The sequence below is a fragment of the Streptomyces sp. NK08204 genome, assembly GCF_020400585.1.
In the GTDB taxonomy this organism is placed as follows: Bacteria; Actinomycetota; Actinomycetes; order Streptomycetales; family Streptomycetaceae; genus Streptomyces.
In genome coordinates this window covers 95211-118999 of sequence record NZ_JAINVF010000002.1, presented here as the reverse complement: position 1 = coordinate 118999, position 23789 = coordinate 95211, and the positions used below count along the sequence as shown (strand labels likewise).

The following is a 23789-nucleotide window of genomic DNA, read 5'->3' as shown; positions in this document are numbered from 1 at the left end:
CGCCCCTGACAACGGCGCGAGGCAGTCTGTGGAGGACGGAAGCCGGACCGGGGCCGCGGTCCGGCGACACGACGGAGGGGGACGGCAGTCCCGCTCCGGGCCTGCTTCACCGTGTGGGAAACTGGTCTAGACAACCCTGAGAACCTGAAGGGCAGCATCACATGGCTGAGCGCCGCGTCAACGTCGGCTGGGCCGAGGGCCTCCATGCCCGCCCCGCCTCCATCTTCGTCCGGGCCGCCACGGCCGCAGGCGTCCCGGTGACGGTCGCCAAGGCTGACGGCAACCCCGTCAACGCGGCCTCCATGCTGGCCGTCCTCGGCCTGGGCGCCCAGGGCGGCGAGGAGATCGTCCTCGCCTCCGACGCCGAGGGCGCGGACGCCGCCCTGGACCGGCTGGCCAAGCTGGTCACCGAGGGCCTCGAGGAGCTGCCCGAGACCGTCTGAGTCGCGCCGGTGAGCCGCGTCGCCCGGAATGGGGCGGCGCGGCTTCCGCGTTTTCCGACGGATTCCCCGGGCGTCGGGCGTATTCACCTTGCCGACGAATTCGCGACACAGCCGGAAAAGGGCAGCAGAAATACACCTCCGCCGAATGCCTCTTCTTTGTATACAGTGCCCTTGTTAATGCCGCAGGCTCGGCATGTTTACGGCGTGTTGCGAGTCCCTCACACGCGCGGCGCGGTCCGCGCCGGAGACGATCCGCAGCCGGTACGCGCCGGCCGCGCGTTCGGTGTGCACGGCCGTGACCGCCCGGGCGCGCTCACTGTCGCCGCGCGCCACCGCGTCCACGATGACACCGCGCTCGGCCCATGACTCCACCGGGCTGGCCGGGGCCTCCACCGCGTACATCCAGGCGATCTTGTGCCGCAACTGGGTGAGCATCGAGGTCAGTGACTGGCTGCCCGAGGCCTGGGCGAGCGTCTCGTGGAACCAGCCGTCCAGCGACCGCAGTTCCTCGCTGCCGCCCCGCCTGGCCCGCTCCTGCCCCAGCCGCACCAGGCCGCGCAGCACCTTCAGATGGGCCTCCGTGCGCCGCTGGGCGGCCCGCGAGGCACCGAGGGGCTCCAGGAGCATGCGCATCTCCAGCAGGTCGGCGGCCTCCCGCTCGGTCGGCTCGGCGACGCACGCACCCGCGTGCCGCCGGGTCACCACGAAGCCCTCCGCCTCCAGGGTGCGCAGCGCCTCGCGGACGGGAACGCGCGAGACGCCGTAGCGGCGGGCCAGCACTTCCTCGGTGAGGCGGCTGCCGCGCTCGTGGACACCGGCCACGATGTCGTCCCGGATCGCCGTGCACACCGAGTGTGCCGGAATACGCATGACCGACCTCCGCCTTAATCCCCGTGAAACGTCGACGATGGACGCGTGTTCCGTGACTCTATTGCAATGAGCAGGAATTTCCGACGGCGGCCTGGAATCCATGGATATTTTTTGGTCAGCGGGCATCACGGACGGCGTGAAAAACGGCAAAAAGCCCCGGCTCGGTGAGCCGGGGCCGGGGGGCGCGCCTGCCGTCAGACGTTCAGGCCGTGCCGGCGCAGGTAAGCGACGGGGTCGACGTCCGAGCCGTACTCCGGGGTCGTACGGGCCTCGAAGTGCAGATGCGGGCCGGTGACGTTGCCCGTCGCGCCGGACAGGCCGATCTGCTGGCCCGGGACGACCTGCTGGCCCACGGTGACGCCGATGGACGACAGGTGCCCGTACTGGGTGTACATGCCGTCGGTCATCCGGATCACGATCTGGTTGCCGTAGGCACCGCCCCAGCCGGCCGAGACGACCGTGCCCGTGCCGACCGCGTGCACCGGGGTTCCGCCGGCCGCATGGAAGTCGATGCCGGTGTGGGAGCCGGAGGACCACAGGGAGCTGCTGGCGCGGTAGCCGGTGGAGACATAGGAGTCCGCGACCGGCAGGACGAAGGCGTTCAGGCGCTTGCGCTCGGCCTCTCGGGCGGCGCGCACCCTGACCTCACGCTCCTTCATCGCCCGCTCTGCGGCGGCCTTGGCCGCTGCCTGCTCGGCCGCCTTCCGGTCGGCGGCCCGCTGCTGCGTGGTGGCCTGCGCGTCGATCTGCTCGGCGACGTCGTCACTCACGGTGATGACCGGGATGAGGCCGGTCTGCTCGACGGAGTTCTCGGCGGCGAGCGCCGGGGTGGCCGCGAGGGTGCCGACGACACCGGTGGTCAGGGCCGCGACGCCGGCCGCCCGAGCGGTGGCGCGCTGGACCCGGCCGGGCCTGCGGTGCTTCCCGGTGGCGCACATGAACGCCATGTAGTGGCTGGTCCTTTCCTTCCCTCTCGCCTACCGGGTTAGCTGACGGGTTCGGAGCAGGAAGGTCTCCTACGGACCCCCTCGCATGCACGCGGGCGCCCGATTCACCCCAGGGACTGAGCCCCTCCGGCCGCGAAGGCGGCGACAGGAGGGCGGGTCCCCGGCTCCCCTGGCTCGCGCCGTACGGGGACTCGGCGATGACTGTCCGGTGCCGCGGGTGCGGCGCACTGCCTGACGGACAGCCCGGACGACGCTAAGGGGGCCTGCTTTCCATACCCAAACGGATCCGGACTTTTGTAGCGCATCCCACAGGTCAGACAGGAATCTCCACCCCAATCCAGACATCCGGGGAGCAGCTGGAACGGCTGGGGAACGAACGTGGGGGCCCTGACGGCCCGTAAGCCGTCAGGGCCCCCACGCGCGCGTGCGTCCGCCCGGAGTCCGCCCGGAGTCCGGGCGGGCTCCGCTCGGGCTCTACTCGGCCGCCACGACGGTGACTTCCCCGATGCCGAGCGCCTCGACCGGCTCCTTGATCTTGGCGGCGTCACCGACGAGGACGGTCACCAGACGGTCCACCGGGAAGGCATTCACGACCGCCGCGGTGGCTTCCACGGTGCCGGTGGCGGCGAGCTGCTGGTAAAGGGCGGCCTGGAAGTCGTCGGGCAGGTGCTGCTCGACCTGGTCGGCCAGGGTGGCCGCGACGGCCGCAGCGGTCTCGTACTTCAGCGGCGCGACCCCGACGAGGTTCTGCACGGCGACGTCCCGCTCGGCGTCGGTCAGACCCTCCGCCGCGAGCGTGCGCAGCACCGTCCACAGGTCCTCGAGCGCCGGGCCGGTGTTCGGGGTGTCCACGGAACCGCTGATGGCGAGCATCGCGGCGCCCGTGCCGTCCGGAGCCGACCTCAGCACCTGGCCGAAGGCGCGCACGCCGTAGGTGTAGCCCTTCTCCTCGCGCAGGACGCGGTCCAGGCGGGAGGTGAGGGTGCCGCCGAGGCAGTAGGTGCCGAGCACCTGGGCCGGCCAGACACGGTCGTGCCGGTCGGGTCCGATCCGGCCGATCAGCAACTGCGTCTGCACGGCGCCGGGCCGGTCCACGATGACCACGCGGCCGGTGTCGTCGGCGGTGACCGGCGGCACGGGCCGCGGGCTGCCCGGGGTGCCCGTCCAGGCGCCCAGGGTGTCGCCGAGCAGCTCGTCCAGGTCAGTGCCGGTGAGGTCGCCGACGACGACCACGGTGGCGGTGGCGGGGCGTACGTGCCGGTCGTAGAAGGCGCGTACGGCCGCCGCGTCGATCTTCTCGACCGTCTCCTCGGTGCCCTGGCGCGGACGGGACATGCGCGCGGTCGCCGGGAAGAGTTCCTTGGAGAGTTCCTTGCCGGCCCGGCGCGACGGGCTGGCCAGCTCGTGCGGGATCTCGTCCAGGCGGTTGCGGACCAGCCGTTCGATCTCGCTCCCGGCGAAGGCGGGCGCGCGCAGGGCGTCGGCGAGCAGGCCGAGGCCCTTGGTCAGGCGGGAGGCGGGGACCTCCAGGCTGAGCCGGACGCCGGAGTGGTCGGCGTGCGCGTCCAGCGTGGCACCGGCGCGCTCGAGCTCGGCGGCGAACTCCTCGGCGGAGTGCTTGTCGGTGCCCTCGGAAAAGGCCCGCGCCATGATCGTGGCGACGCCGTCCAGGCCGGCCGGCTCGGCGTCCAGGGGCGCGTCCAGCAGCACCTCCACGGCGACGACCTGCTGGCCGGGTCGGTGGCAGCGCAGCACGGTCAGGCCGTTGTCCAGCGTGCCGCGCTCGGGGGCGGGGAACGCCCAGGGCCTGGCCTGGCCGGGCTGCGGCTGGGGGTGGAAGTCCATCGTGGCGAGCTCGGTCACTTGGCCGTCTCCTCGTTCTCGGTCTCGTCGCGGCCCGCCTCTACGGTCGCTTCTTCCTCCGGGTCCTCGCCGCGCCCCGCCTCCTCGGTGTGCTGCGCCGACTCGGCGGACAGCGGTTCGTAGACGAGGACGGCGCGGTTGTCCGGGCGCAGACGGGCCTGGGCCACCTCCTTGACCTCCTCGGGGGTCACCGCCAGGAGGCGCTGTACGGCGGTGAGGGCGAGCTGCGGGTCGCCGAAGAGGACGGCGTACCGGCACAGTTCGTCGGCACGGCCGGCGACCGTGCCGAGCCGGTCCAGCCACTCGCGCTCCAACTGGGCCTGGGCGCGCTCCATCTCCTCGGGCGTGGGGCCCTCCTCCGCGAACCGGGCCAGCTCCTCGTCGATGGCGGTCTCGATGACCGGCACCTCGACGTCACCGGAGGTCTTCACGTCCAGCCAGCCCAGCGACGGGGCGCCGGCCAGGCGCAGCATGCCGAAGCCGGCCGCCACGGCCGTGCGGTCGCGGCGTACGAGCCGGTTGTACAGGCGGGAGGACTCGCCGCCGCCGAGGATCGTCAGGGCCACGTCGGCCGCGTCGCACGCGCGCGTCCCGTCGTGCGGGAGCCGGTAGGCGGCCATCAGAGCGCGTGCCGGAACCTCCTCCACGACGACCTCGCGCAGCTGCTCGCCGATGATGTCCGGCAGGGAGCCGTCGCGCGGCTCGGGCTTGCCGTCGTGCGCCGGGATGGACCCGAAGTACTTCTCGATCCAGGCGAGCGTCTGCACGGGGTCGATGTCGCCGACCACGGAGAGCACCGCGTTGTTGGGCGCGTAGTAGGTGCGGAAGAACTGGCGCGCGTCCTCCAGGGTGGCCGCGTCCAGGTCCGCCATCGAGCCGATCGGCGTGTGGTGGTAGGGGTGGCCCTCCGGGTAGGCGAGGGCGGTCAGCTTCTCGAAGGCGGTGCCGTAGGGCACGTTGTCGTAGCGCTGGCGGCGCTCGTTCTTGACGACGTCCCGCTGGTTCTCCATGGACTCGTCGTCCAGGGCGGCGAGCAGTGAGCCCATGCGGTCGGCCTCGAGCCACAGCGCCAGCTCCAGCTGGTGGGCGGGCATGGTCTCGAAGTAGTTGGTGCGCTCGAAACTGGTCGTGCCGTTGAGGGAGCCGCCGGCGCCCTGGACCAGCTCGAAGTGGCCGTTGCCCGTCACCTGGGCGGAGCCCTGGAACATGAGGTGCTCGAAAAGGTGAGCCAGGCCGGTACGCCCCTTGACTTCGTGGCGCGAGCCGACGTCGTACCAGAGGCAGACCGCCGCCACCGGGGTCAGGTGGTCCTCGGAGAGCACCACGCGCAGACCGTTGGCCAGGCGGTGCTCGGTCGCTGTCAGGCCCCCGGAGCCTGCCTCGGCTGTGGTCGTGTGACCCATGGGCATGTACGTCCCTTCGCGAGCGGAAGCGGTCGGAGAAACCGCGGTTTTCCTGCCGGTCCTGCCACTGTATGCAAGCGCGCGCAGCGGCGGCGAAGTTCCCGCCCGACGTACGCCCACAGCGGATCACGTAGCCTGCGTCAGGCGTGGAGACCACGAGTGGAGACGAGGTGGTGGCCCGGTTGTCGGTGCCGCGGTCCACAATGGTCCGCGTCAGATCCGTCAATCGCTTCAGCACGACTGAGCGCCCCGTAGGCGAGCGACCAGAAAAGAGGAGCCGGCAGCGATGGCCCGCCGCAGCACGAAGACCCCGCCGCCCGACGATTCGTTCGAGGAGAGGATCCTCGACATCGACGTCGTGGACGAGATGCGTGGCTCCTACCTCGAGTACGCGTACTCGGTCATCTACTCGCGCGCCCTGCCGGACGCCCGTGACGGTCTCAAGCCGGTGCACCGCCGGATCGTCTACCAGATGAACGAGATGGGCCTGCGCCCCGACCGCGGGTACGTGAAGTGCGCCCGCGTCGTCGGCGAGGTCATGGGCAAGCTGCACCCGCACGGCGACGCGTCGATCTACGACGCCCTGGTGCGCCTGGCGCAGCCCTTCTCGATGCGCGTGCCGCTGGTGGACGGCCACGGCAACTTCGGCTCGCTGGGCAATGACGACCCGCCGGCCGCCATGCGGTACACCGAGTGCCGGATGGCCGCGGCGACGAACCTGATGACCGAGTCGATCGACGAGGACACGGTCGATTTCGCGCCGAACTACGACGGCCAGGAGCGGGAGCCGGTGGCGCTGCCGGCCGCCTTCCCGAACCTGCTGGTCAACGGCTCCTCGGGCATCGCGGTCGGCATGGCGACGAACATGCCGCCGCACAACCTGCGCGAGGTCATCGCGGCGGCCCGCCACCTGATCAGGTACCCGAACGCCGACCTGGACGCGCTGATGAAGCACGTGCCGGGCCCCGACCTGCCCACCGGCGGCCGGATCGTCGGCCTGGACGGCATCCGGGACGCGTACGCGAGCGGTCGCGGCACCTTCAGAATGCGCGCGACGGTCACGGTGGAGACCGTGACCGCCCGCCGCAAGGGGCTGATCGTCACCGAACTGCCCTTCACGGTCGGCCCGGAGAAGGTGATCGCGAAGATCAAGGACCTGGTCAACGCGAAGAAGATCCAGGGCATCGCCGACGTCAAGGACCTCACCGACCGAGAGCACGGCCTGCGCCTGGTCATCGAGATCAAGAACGGCTTCGTGCCGGAGGCGGTCCTGGAACAGCTCTACAAGCTGACGCCGATGGAGGAGTCCTTCGGTATCAACAACGTGGCCCTGGTGGACGGCCAGCCGCTCACCCTGGGCCTGAAGGAGCTGCTGGAGGTCTATCTCGACCACCGCTTCGACGTGGTCCGGCGCCGCAGCGAGTTCCGCCGCGGCAAGCGCCGTGACCGGCTGCACCTGGTCGAGGGCCTGCTCACCGCGCTGGTCGACATCGACGAGGTCATCCGGCTGATCCGCTCCAGCGAGAACTCCGCGCAGGCCAAGGAGCGCCTGATGGAGCGCTTCTCGCTGAGCGAGGTGCAGACGCAGTACATCCTCGACACGCCGCTGCGCCGGCTCACCAAGTACGACCGCATCGAGCTGGAGGCGGAGAAGGAAAGGCTCACCTCGGAGATCGAGGAGCTGACCCGGGTCCTGGAGTCCGACGCCGAGCTGCGCAAGCTGGTCTCGGCGGAACTGGCCGCCGTCGCCAAGCAGTTCGGTACCGACCGGCGCACCGTCCTGCTGGAGTCCGCGGGCGCCCCGGCGGCCACCGTGCCGCTGCAGGTGGCCGACGACCCGTGCCGGGTGATGCTGTCCTCCACGGGTCTGCTGGCGCGTACGGCGACCGCCGAGCCGTTCCCGCAGCAGGCCCGCGCCAAGCGGGTCAAGCACGACGTGATCGTCTCGGCGGTGCCGTCGACCGCGCGTGGCGAGATCGGCGCGGTGACCTCGGCAGGCCGGCTGTTGCGGATCAACGTGGTCGACCTGCCGCAGCTGCCGGAGGCCGCGACGGCGCCGAACCTCTCCGGAGGGGCGCCGCTGGCGGAGTTCGTCTCCCTGGAGGACGACGAGACGGTGGTCTGCCTGACCACGCTGGACGAGTCGTCCCCGGGCCTGGCGCTCGGCACCGAGCAGGGTGTGGTCAAGCGTGTGGTGCCGGACTACCCGTCCAACAAGGACGAGCTGGAGGTCATCACGCTCAAGGACGGCGACAGGATCGTCGGCGCGGTCGAGCTGCGCACCGGCGAGGAGGACCTGGTCTTCATCACCGACGACGCGCAGCTGCTGCGCTTCCAGGCGTCCATCGTCCGCCCGCAGGGCCGCCCGGCGGGCGGCATGGCGGGCATCAAGCTCACCGAGGGCGCCAAGGTGATCTCGTTCACGGCGGTCGACCCGGCCGCCGACGCGGTGGTCTTCACGGTGGCGGGCTCGCGCGGCACGCTGGACGACTCCGTGCAGACGACGGCGAAGCTGACCCCGTTCGACCAGTATCCGCGCAAGGGCCGGGCCACCGGCGGCGTGCGGTGCCAGCGGTTCCTGAAGGGTGAGGACTGTCTGTCCCTGGCCTGGGCGGGTCCGACTCCGGGGCGCGCAGCGCAGAAGAACGGCTCCCCGGTGGAGCTGCCGGACCCGGACCCGCGCCGCGACGGCTCGGGCACGTCGCTGCCGAAGACGGTGTCGGTGGTCGCGGGGCCGGTGCTCTAGGACGCGTACGCCTGCGCGTCGGGCTCGTCCTCGGAGCCCTGTACGTAGCGCAGAACGCCCCACATGCCGTGTTCGTCGGCGTGTGGGGCGTCGTTCTCACACGCCCGCAGTTCCTCGCCGAGGGCGCCCGTGTCGATGCCGCGGCCGATCAGGACCAGCTGGGTGAGGCGGGCGTCGGCGGGCGTCCAGGGCTCGGGGTAGAAGCGCAGAAAACGCCCGACGGAGTGCACCGAGTACCGGTTGCCGGTGTCGTGGAGCCCGAAATCGACGTACCCCTTGATGCGGTACAGCCCCTGGGGACGGCTGTCCAGGAACCGCATGAGACGGCGCGGTTCCATCGGCACGCCGGAGACGAAGGACAGGCTGTCGTAGCCGAAGTGCAGATGCCCGTCGGCGTCGTCATCGCCGTGTTCGTGCAGGTCGTCGAAGGACAGCTGCCCGATGCGCTCCTCGCTGGGCTTGCAGTCGAAGAGGAACTCGGGGTCGATGCGGCCGTAGGTCGCGGGGACGACGGCGGCGCGGTCGGTGAGCGATCGGACGAGGTCGAGCACACGGCCGGTGTCCGGCGCCCGGTCGAGCTTGTTGACGACGACGAGGTCGGCGAGGGCGAGATGCCGGCCGATCTCGGGGTGTCTGGCCCGGGTGTCGTCGAACTCGGCGGCGTCGACGACCTCGACGAGCCCGCCGTAGACGATCCCCGGATGCTCGCTGGCGAGCACCATCCGGACCAGTTCCTGGGGCTCGGCGAGGCCGCTGGCCTCGATGACGATGACGTCGATGCCGGTGGCGGGCGCGGCGAGCCGTTCGAGGTAGACGTCGAGTTCGCTGGCGTCGACGGCACAGCACAGGCAGCCGTTGCCGAGGGAGACGGTGGAGTCGCCGAGGGCGCCCGCGACCGCCATGGCGTCGATCTCGATGGCCCCGAAGTCGTTGACGATCGCCCCGATGCGGCTGCCTCCGCTGCGGTGCAGGAGGTGGTTGAGGAGCGTCGTCTTCCCGGAGCCGAGGAACCCGGCGAGCACGACGACCGGGATCTGCTGGGGGGTGCGGCTGTTGCCCAACGGGCGCCCTCTCTTGCGTGGACCGACTGCCGGACCAGGATAAGAGCGGTGCGCCCCGGGGCGGGCTCACGGCTGAGCCGGCACCGGCGTCGGCGGCACCGCCGCGGGAGCCTGTGGCCCCACGTACCGCGCCACCGGACGGATGATCTTCGAGTCCGCCGCCTGTTCCAGGAGGTTGGCGCTCCAGCCGACCACGCGTGCCGCCGCGAAGGTGGGGGTGAACATCTCGCGCGGCAGTCCGCACAGTTCCATGACGACACCGGCGTAGAACTCGACGTTCGTGTGCAGTTCGCGGCCGGGCTTCAGCTCGGCCAGGATCGCCTCGACCCGGCGCTCGACCTCGACCGCGAACCCGACGCGCGGGCCGCCGAAGCCGAGCGCGATCTCGCGCAGCATGCGCGAACGGGGATCTTCCGTGCGGTAGACGGCGTGTCCGAAGCCCATGATGCGGTCCCCGGCAAGGACCCGTTCCCGTATCCAGGGGTCGATCCGGTCGGGCGTGCCGATGGCGTCCAGCGTGTCCAGTGCCCGGCTCGGCGCCCCTCCGTGCAGCGGCCCGGACAGCGCGCCCACGGCACCGCTCAGGCAGGCGGCGACATCGGCACCGGTGGACGCGATGACCCGTGCGGTGAAGGTTGACGCGTTGAATCCGTGATCAATGGTTGAGATCAGGTATTGCTCGACCGCACGGGCCCTTCGTGGGTCGGGTTCCTCGCCCGTGAGCATGTAGAGGTAGTTGGCCGCGTGGGAGAGGTCCGCGCGCGGCTCGACGGGGCGAAGCCCCTGACCGAGCCGGTACAGCGCGGTCAGCAGCGTGGGGACGGCCGCGCCGGCGGCAACGGTGTCGGCGCGGCGCCGGTCGGCGTCGATGTCATAGACCGGGCGGAACCCCTGCGCGGCTCCGAGCAGCGACAGGGCGGTGCGCAGTCCGGCCAGCGGCCCGGAGGTGCGGCCGGCGGCGGCGATCGCGGGCAGGGCGGCGCGGACGTCCGCGGGCAGCGTGCGCAGCGCCGCGGTCTCGGCGGTGAATGCGGCGCTGCGTTCCGCGCCGGGGAGTGTGCCGTGCACGAGGAGGTGCCAGACGTCCTCGAAGCCGCGGGTCCGCGCGAGGTCGACGGCGGAGTACTGGCGGTAGTGGTAGAAGCCCTCGCGCCCTCGGACGTCACCGATCTCGGTGTCGGCGACGACGACGCCCGCGAGGCCGCGCGGCACGTCGATGAGGGGGCCGGTGGTCCTGTTGCTGGACATGATGTTCCTTCCCTGAACTTGATCAGACTGTCCATGCTTGACTCTCTCTCTGTCAATATTGATTGAATCAATGTCATGCAGGCGGGCATCCAGATGTCCAGGTGCCGCTACGGTGACCCCCATGCGCGATCACGAACCCGCTCCCGGCGCTCCCGGGCGAAGGCTGACCACCAAGGAGACCGCCGAGTTCCTCGGCGTGAAGCCCGAGACGGTCTACGCCTACGTCAGCCGGGGCCTGCTCGGCAGCAGGCGCGAACCCGGCGGCCGGGCCAGCACCTTCGACGCCAAGGAGGTGGAGGCCCTCGCCCGGCGCAACCGTCGTGAGGCCGCGGGGCCCTCGGGCTCCGGCGGCGAGCTGTCCGTACGGACCCGGATCACGCTGATCGAGAAGGACCGCTACTACTACCGGGGGGTCGACGCCACCGCACTGGCCGCCCGGCATCCCTATGAAGAGGTCGCGGAGTGGCTGTGGACGGGGCGGCCGGCCCCCGGCGCGGCCTTCACGGCGCCCACGGCCACCGTCAGGGCCGCCCGCCGCGCGGTGAACGCCCTGCCCGAGCACACCACCCCCACGGACCGACTGAGGGTGGCGGCGATCGCCGCGGCGGCCGAGGACCCGCTCCGCTTCGACCTGTCCGAACCGGCCGTGCTGGGCACAGCACGCACCCTGATCCCGACGCTCGTGGCCGCACTGCCGCCCGCCCGGCTCGACCACAAGGACGAGGGCCCGCTCGCGCACCGTCTCTGGGGCCGGCTGACCGGACGTCCCGCCGACCCGGCCTCGCTGCGGGTCCTGGACACCGCCCTCGCCCTGCTCGCCGACCACGACCTGGCCGTCTCCACGCTCGCGGTACGGGTCGCCGCCTCGGCCCGCGCGCACGCCTACGCGGCCGTCTCGGCCGGACTCGGCGTCCTGGAGGGCCCGCTGCACGGCGCGGCCAGCGGCCTGGCCCATCGGATGCTGCTCGACGTGCTGGACCAGGGCACCGCCGTCCCGGTGATCGCGGACGAGCTGCGCGCGGGCCGCCGGATCCCCGGGCTCGGTCACCGGCTCTACCCGGGCGAGGACCCGCGCGCGCGGGTGCTGTTCGCACTCCTGGAGCAGATCCCGCACGCGGAGTCCGCCCTGCTCGCGGCCCGCGACATCGTCGCCACGACCGCCCGCCACACCCCGCTGCACGCCAACGTCGACCTTGCCCTGGCCGTGTTCACGGTCTCCTCCGGCATGCCCGCCACGGCCGGCGAGACGATCTTCGCCGTCGCGCGTTCGGCGGGCTGGATCGCGCACGCCCTGGAGGAGTACGGCGAGCGCCCGCTGCGCATGCGCCCCAGCGGCCACTACGTCGGCCCACGGCCGCCCCAGCCGCTCCCGGACGAGGACCCAGCCGCTGCCGGGCCAGGACACAACCCCGGCCGGAAGTCGCCCTGGGGAATGTCAGGTTAGGCTCGCCTCTGTGAGTAGGTGCGCGACCGTCTCCCGGATCCTTGACGAGCCCGTCTCCGGTACGGCGGCCACGGCGACGACATGGCTGCTGCTCGAACAGCCCGGCCCCTGGGGTGCCAAGGCGCTCACTTCGAGCCATCTGGACCCTGCGCTCGGCCGTGCGCTGGAGGCCGCCGCGGAGGGGACCGGCGTGCGCGTCGCGCTCATCCGGCGCCCCGGACGCCACGCCGACCCGGGCAGGCCCTCGGTCCGGCAGGTGTACGCGGCCCATGTGGTGCCCGGGAACGTCTGGCTGCACGCGGCCACCACCCGCGATCCGCACAACCTGCTGGACCTCGACTTCGCCGCCCTCGGAGCGGGCGACCACCGTTCCTTCGGTGCGGCCCTCGACGGACGGCCGCACCAGGGCGACCCGCTGGCGCTGGTGTGCACCAACGGCAAGCGCGACCGCTGTTGCGCCCTCATGGGCCGCCCCCTCGCCGCCGAGCTGTGCGCTTCCGGCGTGCGCGGCGTCTGGGAGGTCACCCATCTGGGTGGTCATCGGTTCGCGCCGACGGTGCTCGTGCTGCCGTACGGATATGCCTACGGCCGCGCGGAGTCCCATACCGTCAAGGAGGCCCTGCACGGCGTCCGGGAGGGACGCGTGGTCGTCGAGGGGTGCCGTGGGTGCTCCGCGTGGGACCGGCCCGGCCAGGCGGCCGAGCTGGCTGTCCGCGAGGCCGTGGGCGAGTACCGGGCGGGCGTGCTGAGCGTGGTGCGCACCGAGGGCGGTGCCTCGCTCCGGCAGATCACCGTCGCCCACGCCGACGGCCGCCGGTGGCGGGTCACCGTGGCCCAGGGCAGGTCACTGCCGCCGCGTCCGGAAAGCTGCGGCACGGCGCTCGGCGCGCCGCCGCGCATGGACGTGGTGGCGGTACGCGCACTGGGGACGACAGCGCTGGCGAGCTGACGGCGGGCGGTGACCGCCGTCGGCCGGGCAGGGTGACACCGGCCGGGGAGAGCGGCCCAGGGCGGTACCGGCCGGGCAGGGCGCGTCCGGGCTCTCTCCGGAGGCGGTCCAGAGATCCATGCCACACACCCCTGGGGGACGTCCGGCCGCCCACGTACCGTCGTGTGCATGAGCCCCACTCCCCCCGCCCGCCGTCTGCGCCTCGGTCTGCCCCGGCGGGTCTTCTCCCAGGTGCTGCTGATGCAGGTGGCGATCGCCGCGGGAGTCGCGGTGCTCGCGACCGGGCTGTTCCTGGCGCCGCTGAGCAGGCAGCTGGACCATGAGGCCATGCGCCGTGCGCTGGCCATCGCCCAGACCACGGCCCAGGACCCGCAGATCGCCGAGGGCGTCCGGAACACCCCGCCGACCAGGAACGGCCCGGTCCAGCGGGAGGCCGAGCGGATCCGGCACGCCACCCACGCCGAGTACATCGTGGTGCTGGACCAGAACTGGGTGCGCTGGTCGCATCCCGTCCCCTCGCAGATCGGCAAGGTCGTCTCCACCAGCCCCGCCGACGCCCTGGCCGGCAAGGAGGTCATGGAGATCGACAAGGGCACCCTGGGCCGCTCGGCGCGCGGCAAGGTGCCGCTGTACGACGCCGACCACCGGATCATCGGGGCGGTGTCCGTCGGCATCGCCTACGACAGTGTGCGGGCGCGGCTGATCAGTGCCATCCCGGGACTGTTCGCCTACGCCGGAGGCGCTCTCGCGGTGGGCGCGCTGGCCGCCTGGCTGATCTCCCGCAGGGTGCAGCGGCAGACCCGGGACCTGGCCTTCTCCGACATCTCGGCGCTGCTCGCGGAGCGCGAGGCGATGCTGCACGGCATCCGGGAGGGCGTGGTCGCCCTCGACCGCGCGGGCCGGATCCGTCTGCTCAACGACGAGGCCCGGCGACTGCTGGGCATCGGCGACGAGGCCGTGGGGCTGACCCCGGACGAGGGTCTGGGCCCGGGTCGGACGACGGACGTGCTGGCCGGGCGGGTCACCGGCACCGACCTGCTGACCGTGCGCGGCCAGCGGGTCCTGGTCGCCAACCGCATGCCCACGGACGACGGCGGCGCCGTGGCCACCCTGCGCGACCGCACGGAGCTGGAGCAGCTTGGCCGCGAACTCGACTCCACGCGCGGCCTGATCGACGCCCTGCGCGCCCAGGACCACGAGCACGCCAACCGCATGCACACCCTGCTCGGCCTGCTGGAGCTGGAGATGTACGAGGACGCCGTGGAGTTCGTCGGCGAGGTGGTCGGCGACCACCGGGTCACGGCCGAGCAGGTCACCGAGAAGATCCGGGACCCCTTGCTGGCCGCCCTGCTGGTCGGCAAGGCGACCGTGGCGGCCGAGCGGGGCGTGGCGCTGTGGGTGTCGGAGCGCACCCGGCTGCCGGACCGGCTGATCGATCCGCGCGGGCTGGTCACGGTCGTCGGCAACCTCGTGGACAACGCGCTCGACGCGGTCGCCGGGACTGTGCACGCGCGCGTGGAGGTCGAACTGCGCGCGGAGGGCCGCACGGTCGTGCTCAGGGTGCGCGACACCGGACCCGGGATCCCCGAGGACCAGCGGGAGCTTGTCTTCACGGAGGGGTGGTCCACCAAGAAGCCGCCCGCGCACGGCAAACGGGGCATCGGGCTGTCACTGGTGCGCAGGCTCGCCGAACGGCAGGGCGGGAGCGCGACCGTGAGTGCCGCGGACGGCGGGGGCGCGGAGTTCAGCATCGTCCTGCCCGAGGCGCTGGCCGAGCCGGGGCCGGCGCCTGCGGCAGTCGACGTGTCCCCGCAGACCCCCCTCGCCGAGGAGGCACGATGATCGAGGTCCTGGTCGTCGACGACGACACCCGGGTCGCCCGGGTCCACGCCGCCTACGTCGAGAAGGTGCCCGGCTTCCACGTGGCGGGCGAGGCGCACAACGCGGCCGAGGCACTGTGGCAGCTGCAGACGCTGCCCCACCTCGACCTGGTCCTCATGGACCACCACCTGCCCGACGACACCGGTCTCGCCGTCGTCCGGGAGATGCGCCGGCGCGGCCACCAGGCCGATGTGATCATGGTGACGGCCGCGCGGGACGTGTCGACCGTCCAGGCAGCCATGCGGCACGGGGCCCTGCAGTACCTCGTGAAACCGTTCGCCTTCGCCGGGCTGCGCGCCAAGCTGGAGGCGTACGCGCGCCTGCGTCGCACCCTGGACGGCGGCGGCGAGGCCGAACAGGCCGAGGTGGACCGCATCTTCGGCACCCTGTCCGCCGCACCGGAGCCCGAACTGCCCAAGGGACACTCCCCGACGACCGCCGGGCTGGTGCGCCAGATGCTGATGGACGCGGAGGGGCCGCTGTCCGCCCAGCAGATCGCCGACCGGACCGGGCTGAGCCGGCAGACCGCCCAGCGCTGTCTGAAGTTCCTGGAGCGCACCGGACAGGCCCGGCTGACCCTCAAGTACGGCGACGCGGGCCGCCCCGAACACCGTTACGTGTGGGCGACCCGCGTCTGAGTTCCGAGCGCGCGCTTCAGCGTGCGGTCACTTGGCGGCCTTGTCGACGAACTCGGTCGTGTACGTCTTGCTGAGGTCCACGTCGGCGTTCTTGATGTTGGGGTTGAACGCCTTGAGGACCTTCTCGACGGTCTCGGGGCCGTTGGCGGGCATCACGCCGTCCGTGGTGAACATGGGCAGCGTGCTCTTGATCGCCTCGGCGTAGAGGGCCTTGTCGCCCTGGGAGTAGTCCGCGGGCATCTTGGCCGCGATCTCGTCTGCGCTGTGGGTGGACATCCAGTTGAGCGTCTTGACGAGTGCATTGACCAGCTTCTGGACGGTCTCCTTGTGTCCGTTCACCCAGTCCGTCTGCATGTACAGACTGGACGACGGGTACGGCCCGCCGAGCGCCGCCTGCGACCCCTCGGGGGTGCGCATGTCGAGCAGAACCTTGCCCGCCTTCTTGGCCAGGATCGTGGCGACGGTGGGGTCGGTCGTCATGCCGCCGTCGATCGCGCCCTTCTGGAGCGCCGAGATGAAGGTCGGACCGGCACCGACGGCGACCGGCGTGAACTCGCTGATCTTCACGCCGTTCTTGACGGCGAGGTACTTGGTGAGGAAGTCGGTCGAGGCGCCCAGGCCCGTCACGCCAAGCTTCTTGCCCTTGAAGTCCTTGGGCGAGGTGATGTCGCCGGCCGCCTTGGTGGAGACGACCTCGACCTCTCCGGGCGCGTGCGAGAACTGCACGACGGACTCCACCGCCTTGCCCTTCGTCTGGAGGTCGAGGGTGTGGTCGTAGAAGCCGACCGCGCCCTGCACCTGCCCGGAGACGAGCGCTGTCTCGGCCTGGACGCCGGCGGGCTCGCTCAGCAGCTCGACGTCGAGGCCCTCGGCGTCGAAGTATCCGAGCCGCTGGGTGAGCATTGCGGGCAGGTAGATGACCTTGTCCAGGCCGCCGACCATGATCTTGACCTTCGTGCCCTTGCCGTCGCCCTTGCTGCCGGAGCCGGTGGAGGCGGTGCTCGCCGCGTCATTGGCGCAGGCGGTGAGGGAGGAGAGGGCGAGCAGGCCGGCGACGGCCAGGGTGGTGTATCTGGCGGACTTGCGCATGGCGGTTCACGTCCTTGTGAGAGGGCGGTGCGGGGAGAAAGGGGGGTGGGTTCGAGGCGTTCAGCTGCGTCGTCCACGCCTTCAGCTGTCGGAGCCCGTCGGCTTCCAGCGGAAGATGCGGCGCTCGGCGAAGGTGAGCAGCCCTTCGGCGACGAGCGCGACGACGGCGAGGATGACCATCGCGGCGTACACACCGGCCGCGTTGAAGGTGCCCTGCGACTGCGCGACGAGCAGACCGATGCCCTTCGTGGCGCCGATGTACTCGCCGACGATGGCGCCGATGAGGGCGAAGCCGAAGCTGACGTGGAGGCTGGTGAAGATCCATGAGGTGGCCGACGGGATGACGACCTGGAGCGTCACCCTGCGGTCGCTCGCGCCGAGGATCCGGGCGTTGGAGACCAGGTTGCGGTCGACTTCGCGGGCGCCCTGGAAGGCGTTGAAGAACACCGGGAAGAACACCAGCACGACGGCCGACGCGATCTTGGAGGCGGGGCCGAGTCCGAACCAGATCACGAAGATCGGGGCGAGGACGATCCTGGGTATCGAGTTGAGCACCTTGATGTACGGACCAAGGACGTCGGCGAGGAAGGAGATCCGTCCCAGGGCGATACCGAACAGGACACCGGCGACCACACCGAGCACCCAGCCGAGCAGCGCCTCGTGGAGCGTGGCCCAGATCTGCTCGCCGAGAGGGCCGAGCGCGGTGCCGTGCGTCACCCAGGTCCAGATCTGGTCCCAGATCTTGGAGGGCATCGAGAAGTTGAACGGATCAATGACTTTCGCCCGGGAGAGTGACTCCCACAGACCGAGAACGGCGACCAGGAGCAGTCCGCGGGCGGCCGTGACGACGATCCTGCGTCTACGGGCGGCACGCGCGCGCGAGTGCGCGCGGTCCGTCTTGTTGCCGGGCTCGGTCACCGTGAGGGGGACCTGAGCCTCGAGCACGACCTCGTCACGCGACATGAGCGGCACCCCTCTCGCGGGTGATGCGGACCTCTTCGCCGAGGGACTCCCAGATCTCGCGGTAGATCTCGATGAACCGCGGCTCCAGGCGCACCGACTCGACCTTGCGCGGGCGGGGCAGGTCGATGTCGAAGACCTGCTTGACGGTCGCGGGCCCGGCCGTCATCACGACGACCCTGTCGGCCAGCGCGATGGACTCCTCCAGGTCGTGGGTGACGAAGATGACGGAGGCGCCCGTCCCCTCCCACAGCTCCAGCAGCTCGTCCGACATCAGCGCACGGGTCTGCACGTCGAGCGCCGAGAACGGCTCGTCCATCAGCAGGATCTCGGGGTCGTTGACGAAGGTGGCGGCAAGGGCGACGCGCTTGCGCTGACCGCCGGAGAGCTGGTGCGGATAGCGGTCCTCGAAGGCGGCGAGGCCGACCCGGGCCAGCCACTCGCGGGCCTTCTGCTTGGCTTCCGCCTTGGGCACGCCCCGGAACCGGGGTCCGGCCATGACATTGGACAGGACTGTCCGCCACGGGAAGGTCGCGTCCTGCTGGAAGACGAAGCCGACCTTGCCGCCGACGCCGTCGACCGGCTCACCGGCCACCAGCACCTCGCCCTCAGTGGGCTCCTCCAGGCCGCTGACCAGGGTAAGCGTGGTGGACTTCCCGCAGCCGGTCGGCCCCACGACGGCCACGAACTCGCCGCGCCGCACCGTGAGGTCGAGGCCGCGTACGGCGGTGTGCAGAGCCCCGGACGGGGTCCTGAAGGTCTTGCTGGCGCCCCGTAGCTCGATGGCGGGGCTGGTGTCTGCGCTCATGGCCGGGACGGTAGATCTGGCCCGGGCCGCAGCAGCAGTCTTGTGAGCACTAGCTGTTCTTTTGCTCGCAAGCACCTGTTGTGCTCATTTTGCTCGCGTTACAACTGCGGAGCCGAAACACGGGCTCAACGCCCGTCGGCCTTGAAGGAGAGGCCCGATGATTGACGTCCTGGTGGTGGACGACGACTTCCGCGTCGCTGAGATAAACGCCAAGTACGTGGGAAAGGTTCCCGGCTTCCGGGTGACCGCCCGGGCGCACAGCGCTGCCCAGGCCCTGACTGCCGTCGAACGCGGTGGGGTCGACCTGGTGCTGCTCGACCACTACCTGCCGGACCAGACCGGTCTCGACCTCGTCCATCGCATGCGGGAGCAGGGCCACGGCACCGACGTCATCATGATCACGGCCGCCGGCGACGTGACCACGGTGCAGAAGGCAATGCGCCTGGGGGCGCTGCATTACCTGGTCAAGCCTTTCACCTTCGTGGCCCTGCGCAGCCGTCTGGACTCCTACGCGGCCCTGCGCCGCACCGTGGACCGGGTGGCCGACCGGGGCCTGACCGGCCAGGAGCAGGTCGACCGGATCTTCGGCGCGCTGCGGACGGCCCCGGCACCGTCCGCACCAGGCCTGCCCAGCGGGCAGTCGGAGCCCACGACGGACCTGATCTGCGGTGTCCTGCACCGCGCCGACCAGCCGCTGTCCGCCCATGAGGTCGCAACCCGCACGGGCCTGAGCCGCTCCACGGCCCAGCGCTACCTGCGCCACCTGGAACAGGCGGGCCGTCTGCGCCTGTCCCTGAAGTACGGCGACACGGGCCGCCCGGAACACCGGTACGCCTGGTTGGCTCCCTGACCTCACCGGTGGCCATGGTGCCGTAGGCACCGCCACCGAGCCGCATCGGCGGTGAAGGAGCCGCCGCTACACCGCTCCGGCGCCGGTGAGCGACCGCACCTCGGTTTCCGCGTACTTGGCCTCGTCGGCAACCTCGTCCGAGGTGACCGTGCCCAGCCAGCCGGAGAGGAATCCGAGGGGGATGGAGACGATGCCGGGGTTCTGCAACGGGAAGTACTGGAAGTCGACGTCCGGGAACAGCGCCCCGGGGCTGCCGGACACCACCGGGGACAGCAGCACCAGCCCGAGTGCCGGGACCAGCCCGCCGTACACGGCCCATACCGCGCCGCGTGTCGTGAAGCCGCGCCAGAACAGCGAGTACATCAGCACCGGCAGGTTGGCCGACGCGGCGACGGCGAAGGCGAGGCCGACCAGGAAAGCGACGTTGAGGTCGCGGGCCAGCAGGCCGAGCGCGATCGCGACGACACCGATACCGGCCGCCGCCACGCGTGCCACCGCCACTTCGCTGCGCGGCTCGGCGTGGGGCCGCCGCAGCGATGCGTACAGATCGTGCGCCACGGAGGCGGAGGACGCGAGCGTGATCCCGGCGACCACCGCGAGGATGGTCGCGAAGGCCACGGCGGCGACGACGGCGAACAGAACCGTTCCGCCGGTGGAGCCGGCGCCACCTCCCAGGTCGAGGGCGAGCAGCGGAACGGCGGTGTTCCCGGCCGCGTTCGAGCCGCGCACGGCCTGCGGGCCGACGATCGCCGCCGCCGCGAACCCGAGGACGATCGTCATCAGGTAGAAGCCGCCGATCAACCCGATGGACCACACGGCCGAGCGGCGGGCCGCCTTCGCGGTCGGCACGGTGTAGAAGCGGGACAGGATGTGCGGCAGTCCCGCCGTGCCCAGCACCAGTGCGAGCCCCAGGCTGATGAAGTCCAGGCGCGCGGTCCAGCTCCCGCCGTACTTCAGGCCCGGAGCCAGGAACGCGTCCCCGTGCCCGCTGCGCCGGGCAGCCGTGACGAGCAGCCGGTCGACGTCGCCGTGGAACCGTACGAGGACCAGCACGGTCAGTGCGATCGTCCCGCTCAGCAGGAGGACCGCCTTCACGATCTGGATCCAGGTCGTGGCGCGCATCCCTCCCAGCGTCACATAGATCACCATGAGCGCTCCGACCCCGATGACGGTCCAGACCTGGGCCGCCCCGCTCGTCCGTCCCAGCAGCAGCGCCACCAGACTGCCCGCGCCGACCATTTGGGCCACGAGATACAGAATGGACACCGTGACCGAGGACGTTCCCGCCGCGATCCGCACCGGCCGCTCGCTCATCCGTGCCGCCACCACGTCGGCGAGCGTGAACCGCCCGCAGTTGCGGACCAGTTCGGCCACCAGGAACAGCACGACCAGCCAGGCCACGAGGAAGCCCACGACGTACAGCATCCCGTCGTAGCCGTACAGCGCAATGAGCCCGGTGACGCCGAGGAACGAGGCGGCCGACATGTAGTCGCCCGCGATGGCAAAACCATTCTCCATCGGGGAGAACAGCCGCCCTCCGGCGTAGAACTCCTCCGCCGAACCATGCCGCCTGCGGCTGACCCAGGTCGTGATCCCCAGAGTGACGGCCACGAACCCGCTGAACAGCACCAGGGCAAGGGTCTGATGGTGGCCGGTCACAGGTCGCCTCCCTGGACTCCGCGTGTCAGTTCCTGGGTGTCCCAGCGCAGTTCCAGGGCGGCCCGGTCCCGGCGCAGCCGTGCGTGCCGGGCGTAGGCCCACGTCAGCAGGAAAGTGCTGAGGAACTGGCCGAGCCCCGCGAGCATCCCCACGTTCACCGCCCCCGCCACGGGCCTCGCCATGACCGCGGGCGCGACCGTCGCGGTGACCACGTACCCCACGTACCAGGCGAGGAAGGCGGCCACGCCCGGCACCACGAACCTCCGGTAGCGGCTGCGCACCTCCTGGAAGGCCGCACTGCGCTGGACCTCGGCGTACACGTCGCGGGCGCGGACGGCCGCTCCGTCGCGCTCCCCGTGCGCGGACGGCACCATCTGCGCCGGCACACCGGTGCCGTCCAGCTCGCCCCAGCCGGAGGCCAGCGGGTCGTACCAAGGGTCCGAACTCTCGGGACCGTCCCCGGCTGAGTGGGCACGGCCGTTACTTGACTGCATGCCCAAGGATGGACAGACCGGGAAGACCCCTGGCTCTTCTTCCCGCAGCGCTTCACCCCATCAGGTGACTCACGCCACCGGTGGCGGCACGAGTCCCTTCGCGTACGCGTAACGCACCGCCTGCGCCCGGTCCTTGAGCCCCGTCTTGGCGAACAGATTGTTGATGTGTGTCTTCACGGTCGCGGTGGAGACGTGCAGCTTGCGGGCGATCTCCTGGTTGCTGAGGCCCTCGGCGATCAGCACCAGGACCTCTGTCTCCCGCGCGGTCAGCCCGTCGGGCGACTCGGTCGCGGCCGGCCGGGGCTCGGGTTCCGACAGCCGTTCCAGCAGCCGGCGTTGCACGCTCGGCGACAGGCCGGCCTCTCCCGACAGGACGCTCTCCACAGCGCGCACAATCTCGTCCCCGCCCGCGTCCTTGGTGAGATATCCCCGGGCTCCGGCGCGCAGTGCCGGGAAGAGGGAGTCGTCGTCCGCGAAGGTCGTGAGCACCACGACCTGGGTCCCGGGGTACTGCGCGCGGATCCGCCGGGTGGCCTCCACCCCGTCGCAGCGGGGCATGCGCAGGTCCATCAGGACCACGTCCGGAGCGAGTTCCCCGACCAGCCGCACCGCCTCCTCGCCGTCTGCGGCGGCCCCGACGACCTCGACACCGGGCAGCAGCCCGAGCAGCATCGCGATGCCCTCCCGGACCACGGTCTGGTCGTCGGCGACCACCACGCGCGCGGGTTTCTTCTCCCCTTCCGCCTGCGTCATACGGGCACCCTCAGCGTCACCACGAACCCTTCCTCGTCCGGCCCCGCCGCGAGCGAACCGCCCAGCAGTTCGGCTCGCTCGCGCATACCCAGCAGACCGTACCCGCCGCCGGCACCGGCGAGTTCACCCGGACGACCGCCGGAGTCCCGTACGTTCAGGGTCACCTCGTGCTCGCTGTAGTCGAGCCGCAGGTGGACCTCGGCACCGTGCGCATGCTTGCGGACGTTCGTCAGCGCCTCCTGCGCGACCCGGCGCACGGTCTGGGACGCCTCGGCCGACAGGAATCTACGCTCACCCGTGACGGTGACCTCGGCGCCGTCGGCCGCGCTGACGAGTTCGGTCAAGAAATCCTCCAGCGGGGTCAGTTCGCCGCGCAGCGCGGACAGCGCCTGTCTGGTCTCGGCGAGGCCGTCGCGGGCCATGCCCCGGGCGGCCACGACCCGCTCAAGGATCTGCTCCCGGTCGGCGCCGCGCTCGATGAGCAGCCGGGCCGCCTCCAGGTGCACGAGCTGCGCCGAGAGGCTGTGGGCCAGGACGTCGTGGATCTCGCGGGCGATCCTGGCGCGCTCGGCGAGGGCCGCCGACTCCGCCTCGGCCACGCGGGCGGCCCGTTCCTGGTCGAGCAGCCGCTGCGCGCTGCCCCGGGCCTCCGCGTCCAGTCTCAGCACGTATCCGGCGAGGGCCATGCCCACCACGGTGGCGGCGGTGGTCAGCCAGACGTCGTTGTTGACGGCGGAGTACGAGGACAGTGCCACCGATGCCACGGGCAGGGCAGCCGCGAGCGGCAGCCGTTCCAGGGCAGCGATTCCGCAGCCGCACCAGATGACCAGGGCCGGTCCCGTGAAGCCCGTCGTGTGAGCGGCGACCGCGACGGCCAGGAGCACGCAGATGAGGACCAGGGACGGCACCAGCCGGTGCTCGTAGGTCGTGCGGAAGAAGGCCCAGGAGAGGAGGGCGGCCAGCAGGACACCGGCCGCGGCGGCGATCGCGCCCCACGCATTCACCTGGTTCTGGGTGAAGGCACCCCAGAGCAGCAAGCCGAGCACCAGGATCCGGACCGCCCAGGCGAGCAGACGCCGGGGCCGGGTGGTGCCCGCGCGGCCGAGCGCCTCTCGCGACGGCCAGCGGGTCCAGTGGTTCTCCGTCACACGTGCTCCTTCCACGCCGACCGGGTGGCGTCACCGTACGCCGCCGCGGAGCTGCTCGAGGAGCCGAGCGACCGGGCCCGCCAGACCATGATCCCGGCGCGGACCAGCAAGGTGCCGGCGAATCCGAGCATCAGGGCCGAGCTGTCCTGGTGCACACCGAACGTGGTGCCGAGGGCGAGGATACCGATGCGCGCGGCTATGCCGACGGCCCATACGGCGATGCTCGCCTTGGTGCTCCTGGTCCAGACGACGCCGTCCGGTTCCGTCCAGATGCGGCTGGTCCAGGCCCAGCCCGCGCCGGTCGCCAGGCTGATCAGCAGCTCGGCGGTCAGTATCACGGCCGAGGCGGCACGGTGGTGGACGTCGAACGCGCCGGGCTGGCGCAGCGCGACGACCATGAGAATCCCTGGCAGCAGCCACCAGCGCCGGTCGGTGCTGATCGGGCGGGCACGGAACTGACGGACGAGCACGACGGCGACCACGGCCACCATCACCAACGCGTTGACCAGCCCGGGCATCGGAGCCTCCGTGAGCG

At 71.4% G+C, this 23789-nt stretch carries 21 protein-coding genes and 1 riboswitch; of the genes, 7 read left to right on the top strand and 14 right to left on the bottom strand.

The features are described 5' to 3' along the window. The first annotated feature begins 161 nt into the window (after positions 1-161). A complete protein-coding gene (locus K7G59_RS03680) occupies positions 162-443 on the top strand; it encodes an HPr family phosphocarrier protein (protein WP_225830355.1) in 282 nt (93 codons plus the stop codon). Between the two features lie 174 nt (positions 444-617). Here K7G59_RS03680 and K7G59_RS03675 read toward each other — a convergent pair whose 3' ends face one another. The 4 genes from K7G59_RS03675 to K7G59_RS03660 form a co-directional block, all read right to left on the bottom strand. Next, entirely contained in the window at positions 618-1313 is a 696-nt protein-coding gene (locus K7G59_RS03675) for a GntR family transcriptional regulator (RefSeq protein WP_225830354.1), read from the bottom strand. Positions 1314-1507: 194 nt separating this feature from the next. Further along, entirely contained in the window at positions 1508-2260 is a 753-nt protein-coding gene (locus tag K7G59_RS03670; RefSeq protein WP_225830353.1) for a M23 family metallopeptidase, read from the bottom strand. Between the two features lie 12 nt (positions 2261-2272). Beyond that, positions 2273-2467, bottom strand: a riboswitch (cyclic di-AMP (ydaO/yuaA leader). A gap of 267 nt (positions 2468-2734) precedes the next feature. Continuing rightward, positions 2735-4123, bottom strand: a complete 1389-nt coding sequence (locus tag K7G59_RS03665) for a pitrilysin family protein (protein WP_225830352.1) — start codon at positions 4121-4123, stop codon at positions 2735-2737. Then, positions 4120-5532 (bottom strand): pitrilysin family protein, encoded by a 1413-nt coding sequence (locus K7G59_RS03660; RefSeq protein WP_225830351.1) that lies wholly within the window; start codon positions 5530-5532, stop codon positions 4120-4122. Before K7G59_RS03660 ends, K7G59_RS03665 begins: the two co-directional genes overlap by 4 nt. Positions 5533-5812: 280 nt before the next feature. Between K7G59_RS03660 and K7G59_RS03655 the strand changes: the two genes are divergently transcribed. Next, positions 5813-8272, top strand: coding sequence for a DNA topoisomerase (ATP-hydrolyzing) subunit A (locus K7G59_RS03655; protein ID WP_225830350.1), 2460 nt, complete (start codon positions 5813-5815; stop codon positions 8270-8272). Here K7G59_RS03655 and K7G59_RS03650 read toward each other — a convergent pair. After that, positions 8269-9333, bottom strand: a complete 1065-nt coding sequence (locus K7G59_RS03650) for a GTP-binding protein (protein ID WP_225830349.1) — start codon at positions 9331-9333, stop codon at positions 8269-8271. The two genes, K7G59_RS03655 and K7G59_RS03650, sit on opposite strands and share 4 nt — an antisense overlap. A gap of 66 nt (positions 9334-9399) precedes the next feature. Continuing rightward, the gene (locus tag K7G59_RS03645; protein WP_225830348.1) at positions 9400-10581 is read right to left on the bottom strand and encodes a citrate synthase/methylcitrate synthase; all 1182 of its coding nucleotides are present in this window, start codon (positions 10579-10581) and stop codon (positions 9400-9402) included. Between the two features lie 121 nt (positions 10582-10702). On the opposite strand from K7G59_RS03645, the gene K7G59_RS03640 reads away from it, so the two are divergent. From K7G59_RS03640 to K7G59_RS03625, 4 genes are all read left to right on the top strand, one after another. Further along, a complete protein-coding gene (locus K7G59_RS03640) occupies positions 10703-12025 on the top strand; it encodes a citrate synthase (RefSeq protein WP_225830347.1) in 1323 nt (440 codons plus the stop codon). 10 nt (positions 12026-12035) lie between these two features. Then, entirely contained in the window at positions 12036-12974 is a 939-nt protein-coding gene (locus K7G59_RS03635) for a sucrase ferredoxin (protein ID WP_225830346.1), read from the top strand. Positions 12975-13142: 168 nt separating this feature from the next. Further along, positions 13143-14816 carry a sensor histidine kinase gene (locus K7G59_RS03630; protein ID WP_225830345.1) on the top strand — a complete coding sequence of 558 codons (1674 nt, stop codon included), beginning with the start codon at positions 13143-13145 and terminating at the stop codon, positions 14814-14816. Further along, positions 14813-15493, top strand: coding sequence for a response regulator (locus tag K7G59_RS03625; RefSeq protein WP_225830344.1), 681 nt, complete (start codon positions 14813-14815; stop codon positions 15491-15493). Before K7G59_RS03630 ends, K7G59_RS03625 begins: the two co-directional genes overlap by 4 nt. A 27-nt stretch (positions 15494-15520) precedes the next feature. Here the strand turns inward: K7G59_RS03625 and K7G59_RS03620 are convergent, their stop codons facing one another. The 3 genes from K7G59_RS03620 to K7G59_RS03610 form a co-directional block, all read right to left on the bottom strand. Beyond that, positions 15521-16582: an ABC transporter substrate-binding protein gene (locus K7G59_RS03620; protein ID WP_225830343.1), complete on the bottom strand. Its 1062-nt coding sequence runs from the start codon at positions 16580-16582 to the stop codon at positions 15521-15523. An 81-nt stretch (positions 16583-16663) separates the two neighbouring features. Then, positions 16664-17545 carry an ABC transporter permease gene (locus K7G59_RS03615; RefSeq protein ID WP_225830342.1) on the bottom strand — a complete coding sequence of 294 codons (882 nt, stop codon included), beginning with the start codon at positions 17543-17545 and terminating at the stop codon, positions 16664-16666. Then, entirely contained in the window at positions 17535-18350 is an 816-nt protein-coding gene (locus tag K7G59_RS03610; protein WP_225830341.1) for an ABC transporter ATP-binding protein, read from the bottom strand. The genes K7G59_RS03615 and K7G59_RS03610 overlap by 11 nt, the downstream gene beginning before the upstream one ends. 157 nt (positions 18351-18507) lie before the next feature. Here K7G59_RS03610 and K7G59_RS03605 point away from each other — a divergent pair, with 157 nt between their 5' ends. Then, the gene (locus K7G59_RS03605) at positions 18508-19200 is read left to right on the top strand and encodes a response regulator (RefSeq protein ID WP_225830340.1); all 693 of its coding nucleotides are present in this window, start codon (positions 18508-18510) and stop codon (positions 19198-19200) included. Positions 19201-19266: 66 nt separating this feature from the next. Here the strand turns inward: K7G59_RS03605 and K7G59_RS03600 are convergent, their stop codons facing one another. The 5 genes from K7G59_RS03600 to K7G59_RS03580 all read right to left on the bottom strand — a co-directional run bounded on the left by K7G59_RS03600 (position 19267) and on the right by K7G59_RS03580 (position 23772). Then, on the bottom strand, positions 19267-20859 hold the full coding sequence (locus tag K7G59_RS03600) for a cation acetate symporter (protein ID WP_225830339.1): 1593 nt from the start codon (positions 20857-20859) through the stop codon (positions 19267-19269). Continuing rightward, positions 20856-21353, bottom strand: a complete 498-nt coding sequence (locus K7G59_RS03595; protein WP_225830338.1) for a DUF485 domain-containing protein — start codon at positions 21351-21353, stop codon at positions 20856-20858. Before K7G59_RS03595 ends, K7G59_RS03600 begins: the two co-directional genes overlap by 4 nt. Positions 21354-21422: 69 nt before the next feature. Next, entirely contained in the window at positions 21423-22106 is a 684-nt protein-coding gene (locus K7G59_RS03590; RefSeq protein WP_225830337.1) for a response regulator transcription factor, read from the bottom strand. Beyond that, a complete protein-coding gene (locus tag K7G59_RS03585) occupies positions 22103-23254 on the bottom strand; it encodes a histidine kinase (protein WP_225830336.1) in 1152 nt (383 codons plus the stop codon). The genes K7G59_RS03590 and K7G59_RS03585 overlap by 4 nt, the downstream gene beginning before the upstream one ends. After that, complete coding sequence (locus K7G59_RS03580) at positions 23251-23772, bottom strand: DUF1453 domain-containing protein (protein ID WP_225830335.1); 522 nt, start codon at positions 23770-23772, stop codon at positions 23251-23253. Before K7G59_RS03580 ends, K7G59_RS03585 begins: the two co-directional genes overlap by 4 nt. Between the last annotated feature and the right edge of the window lie 17 nt (positions 23773-23789).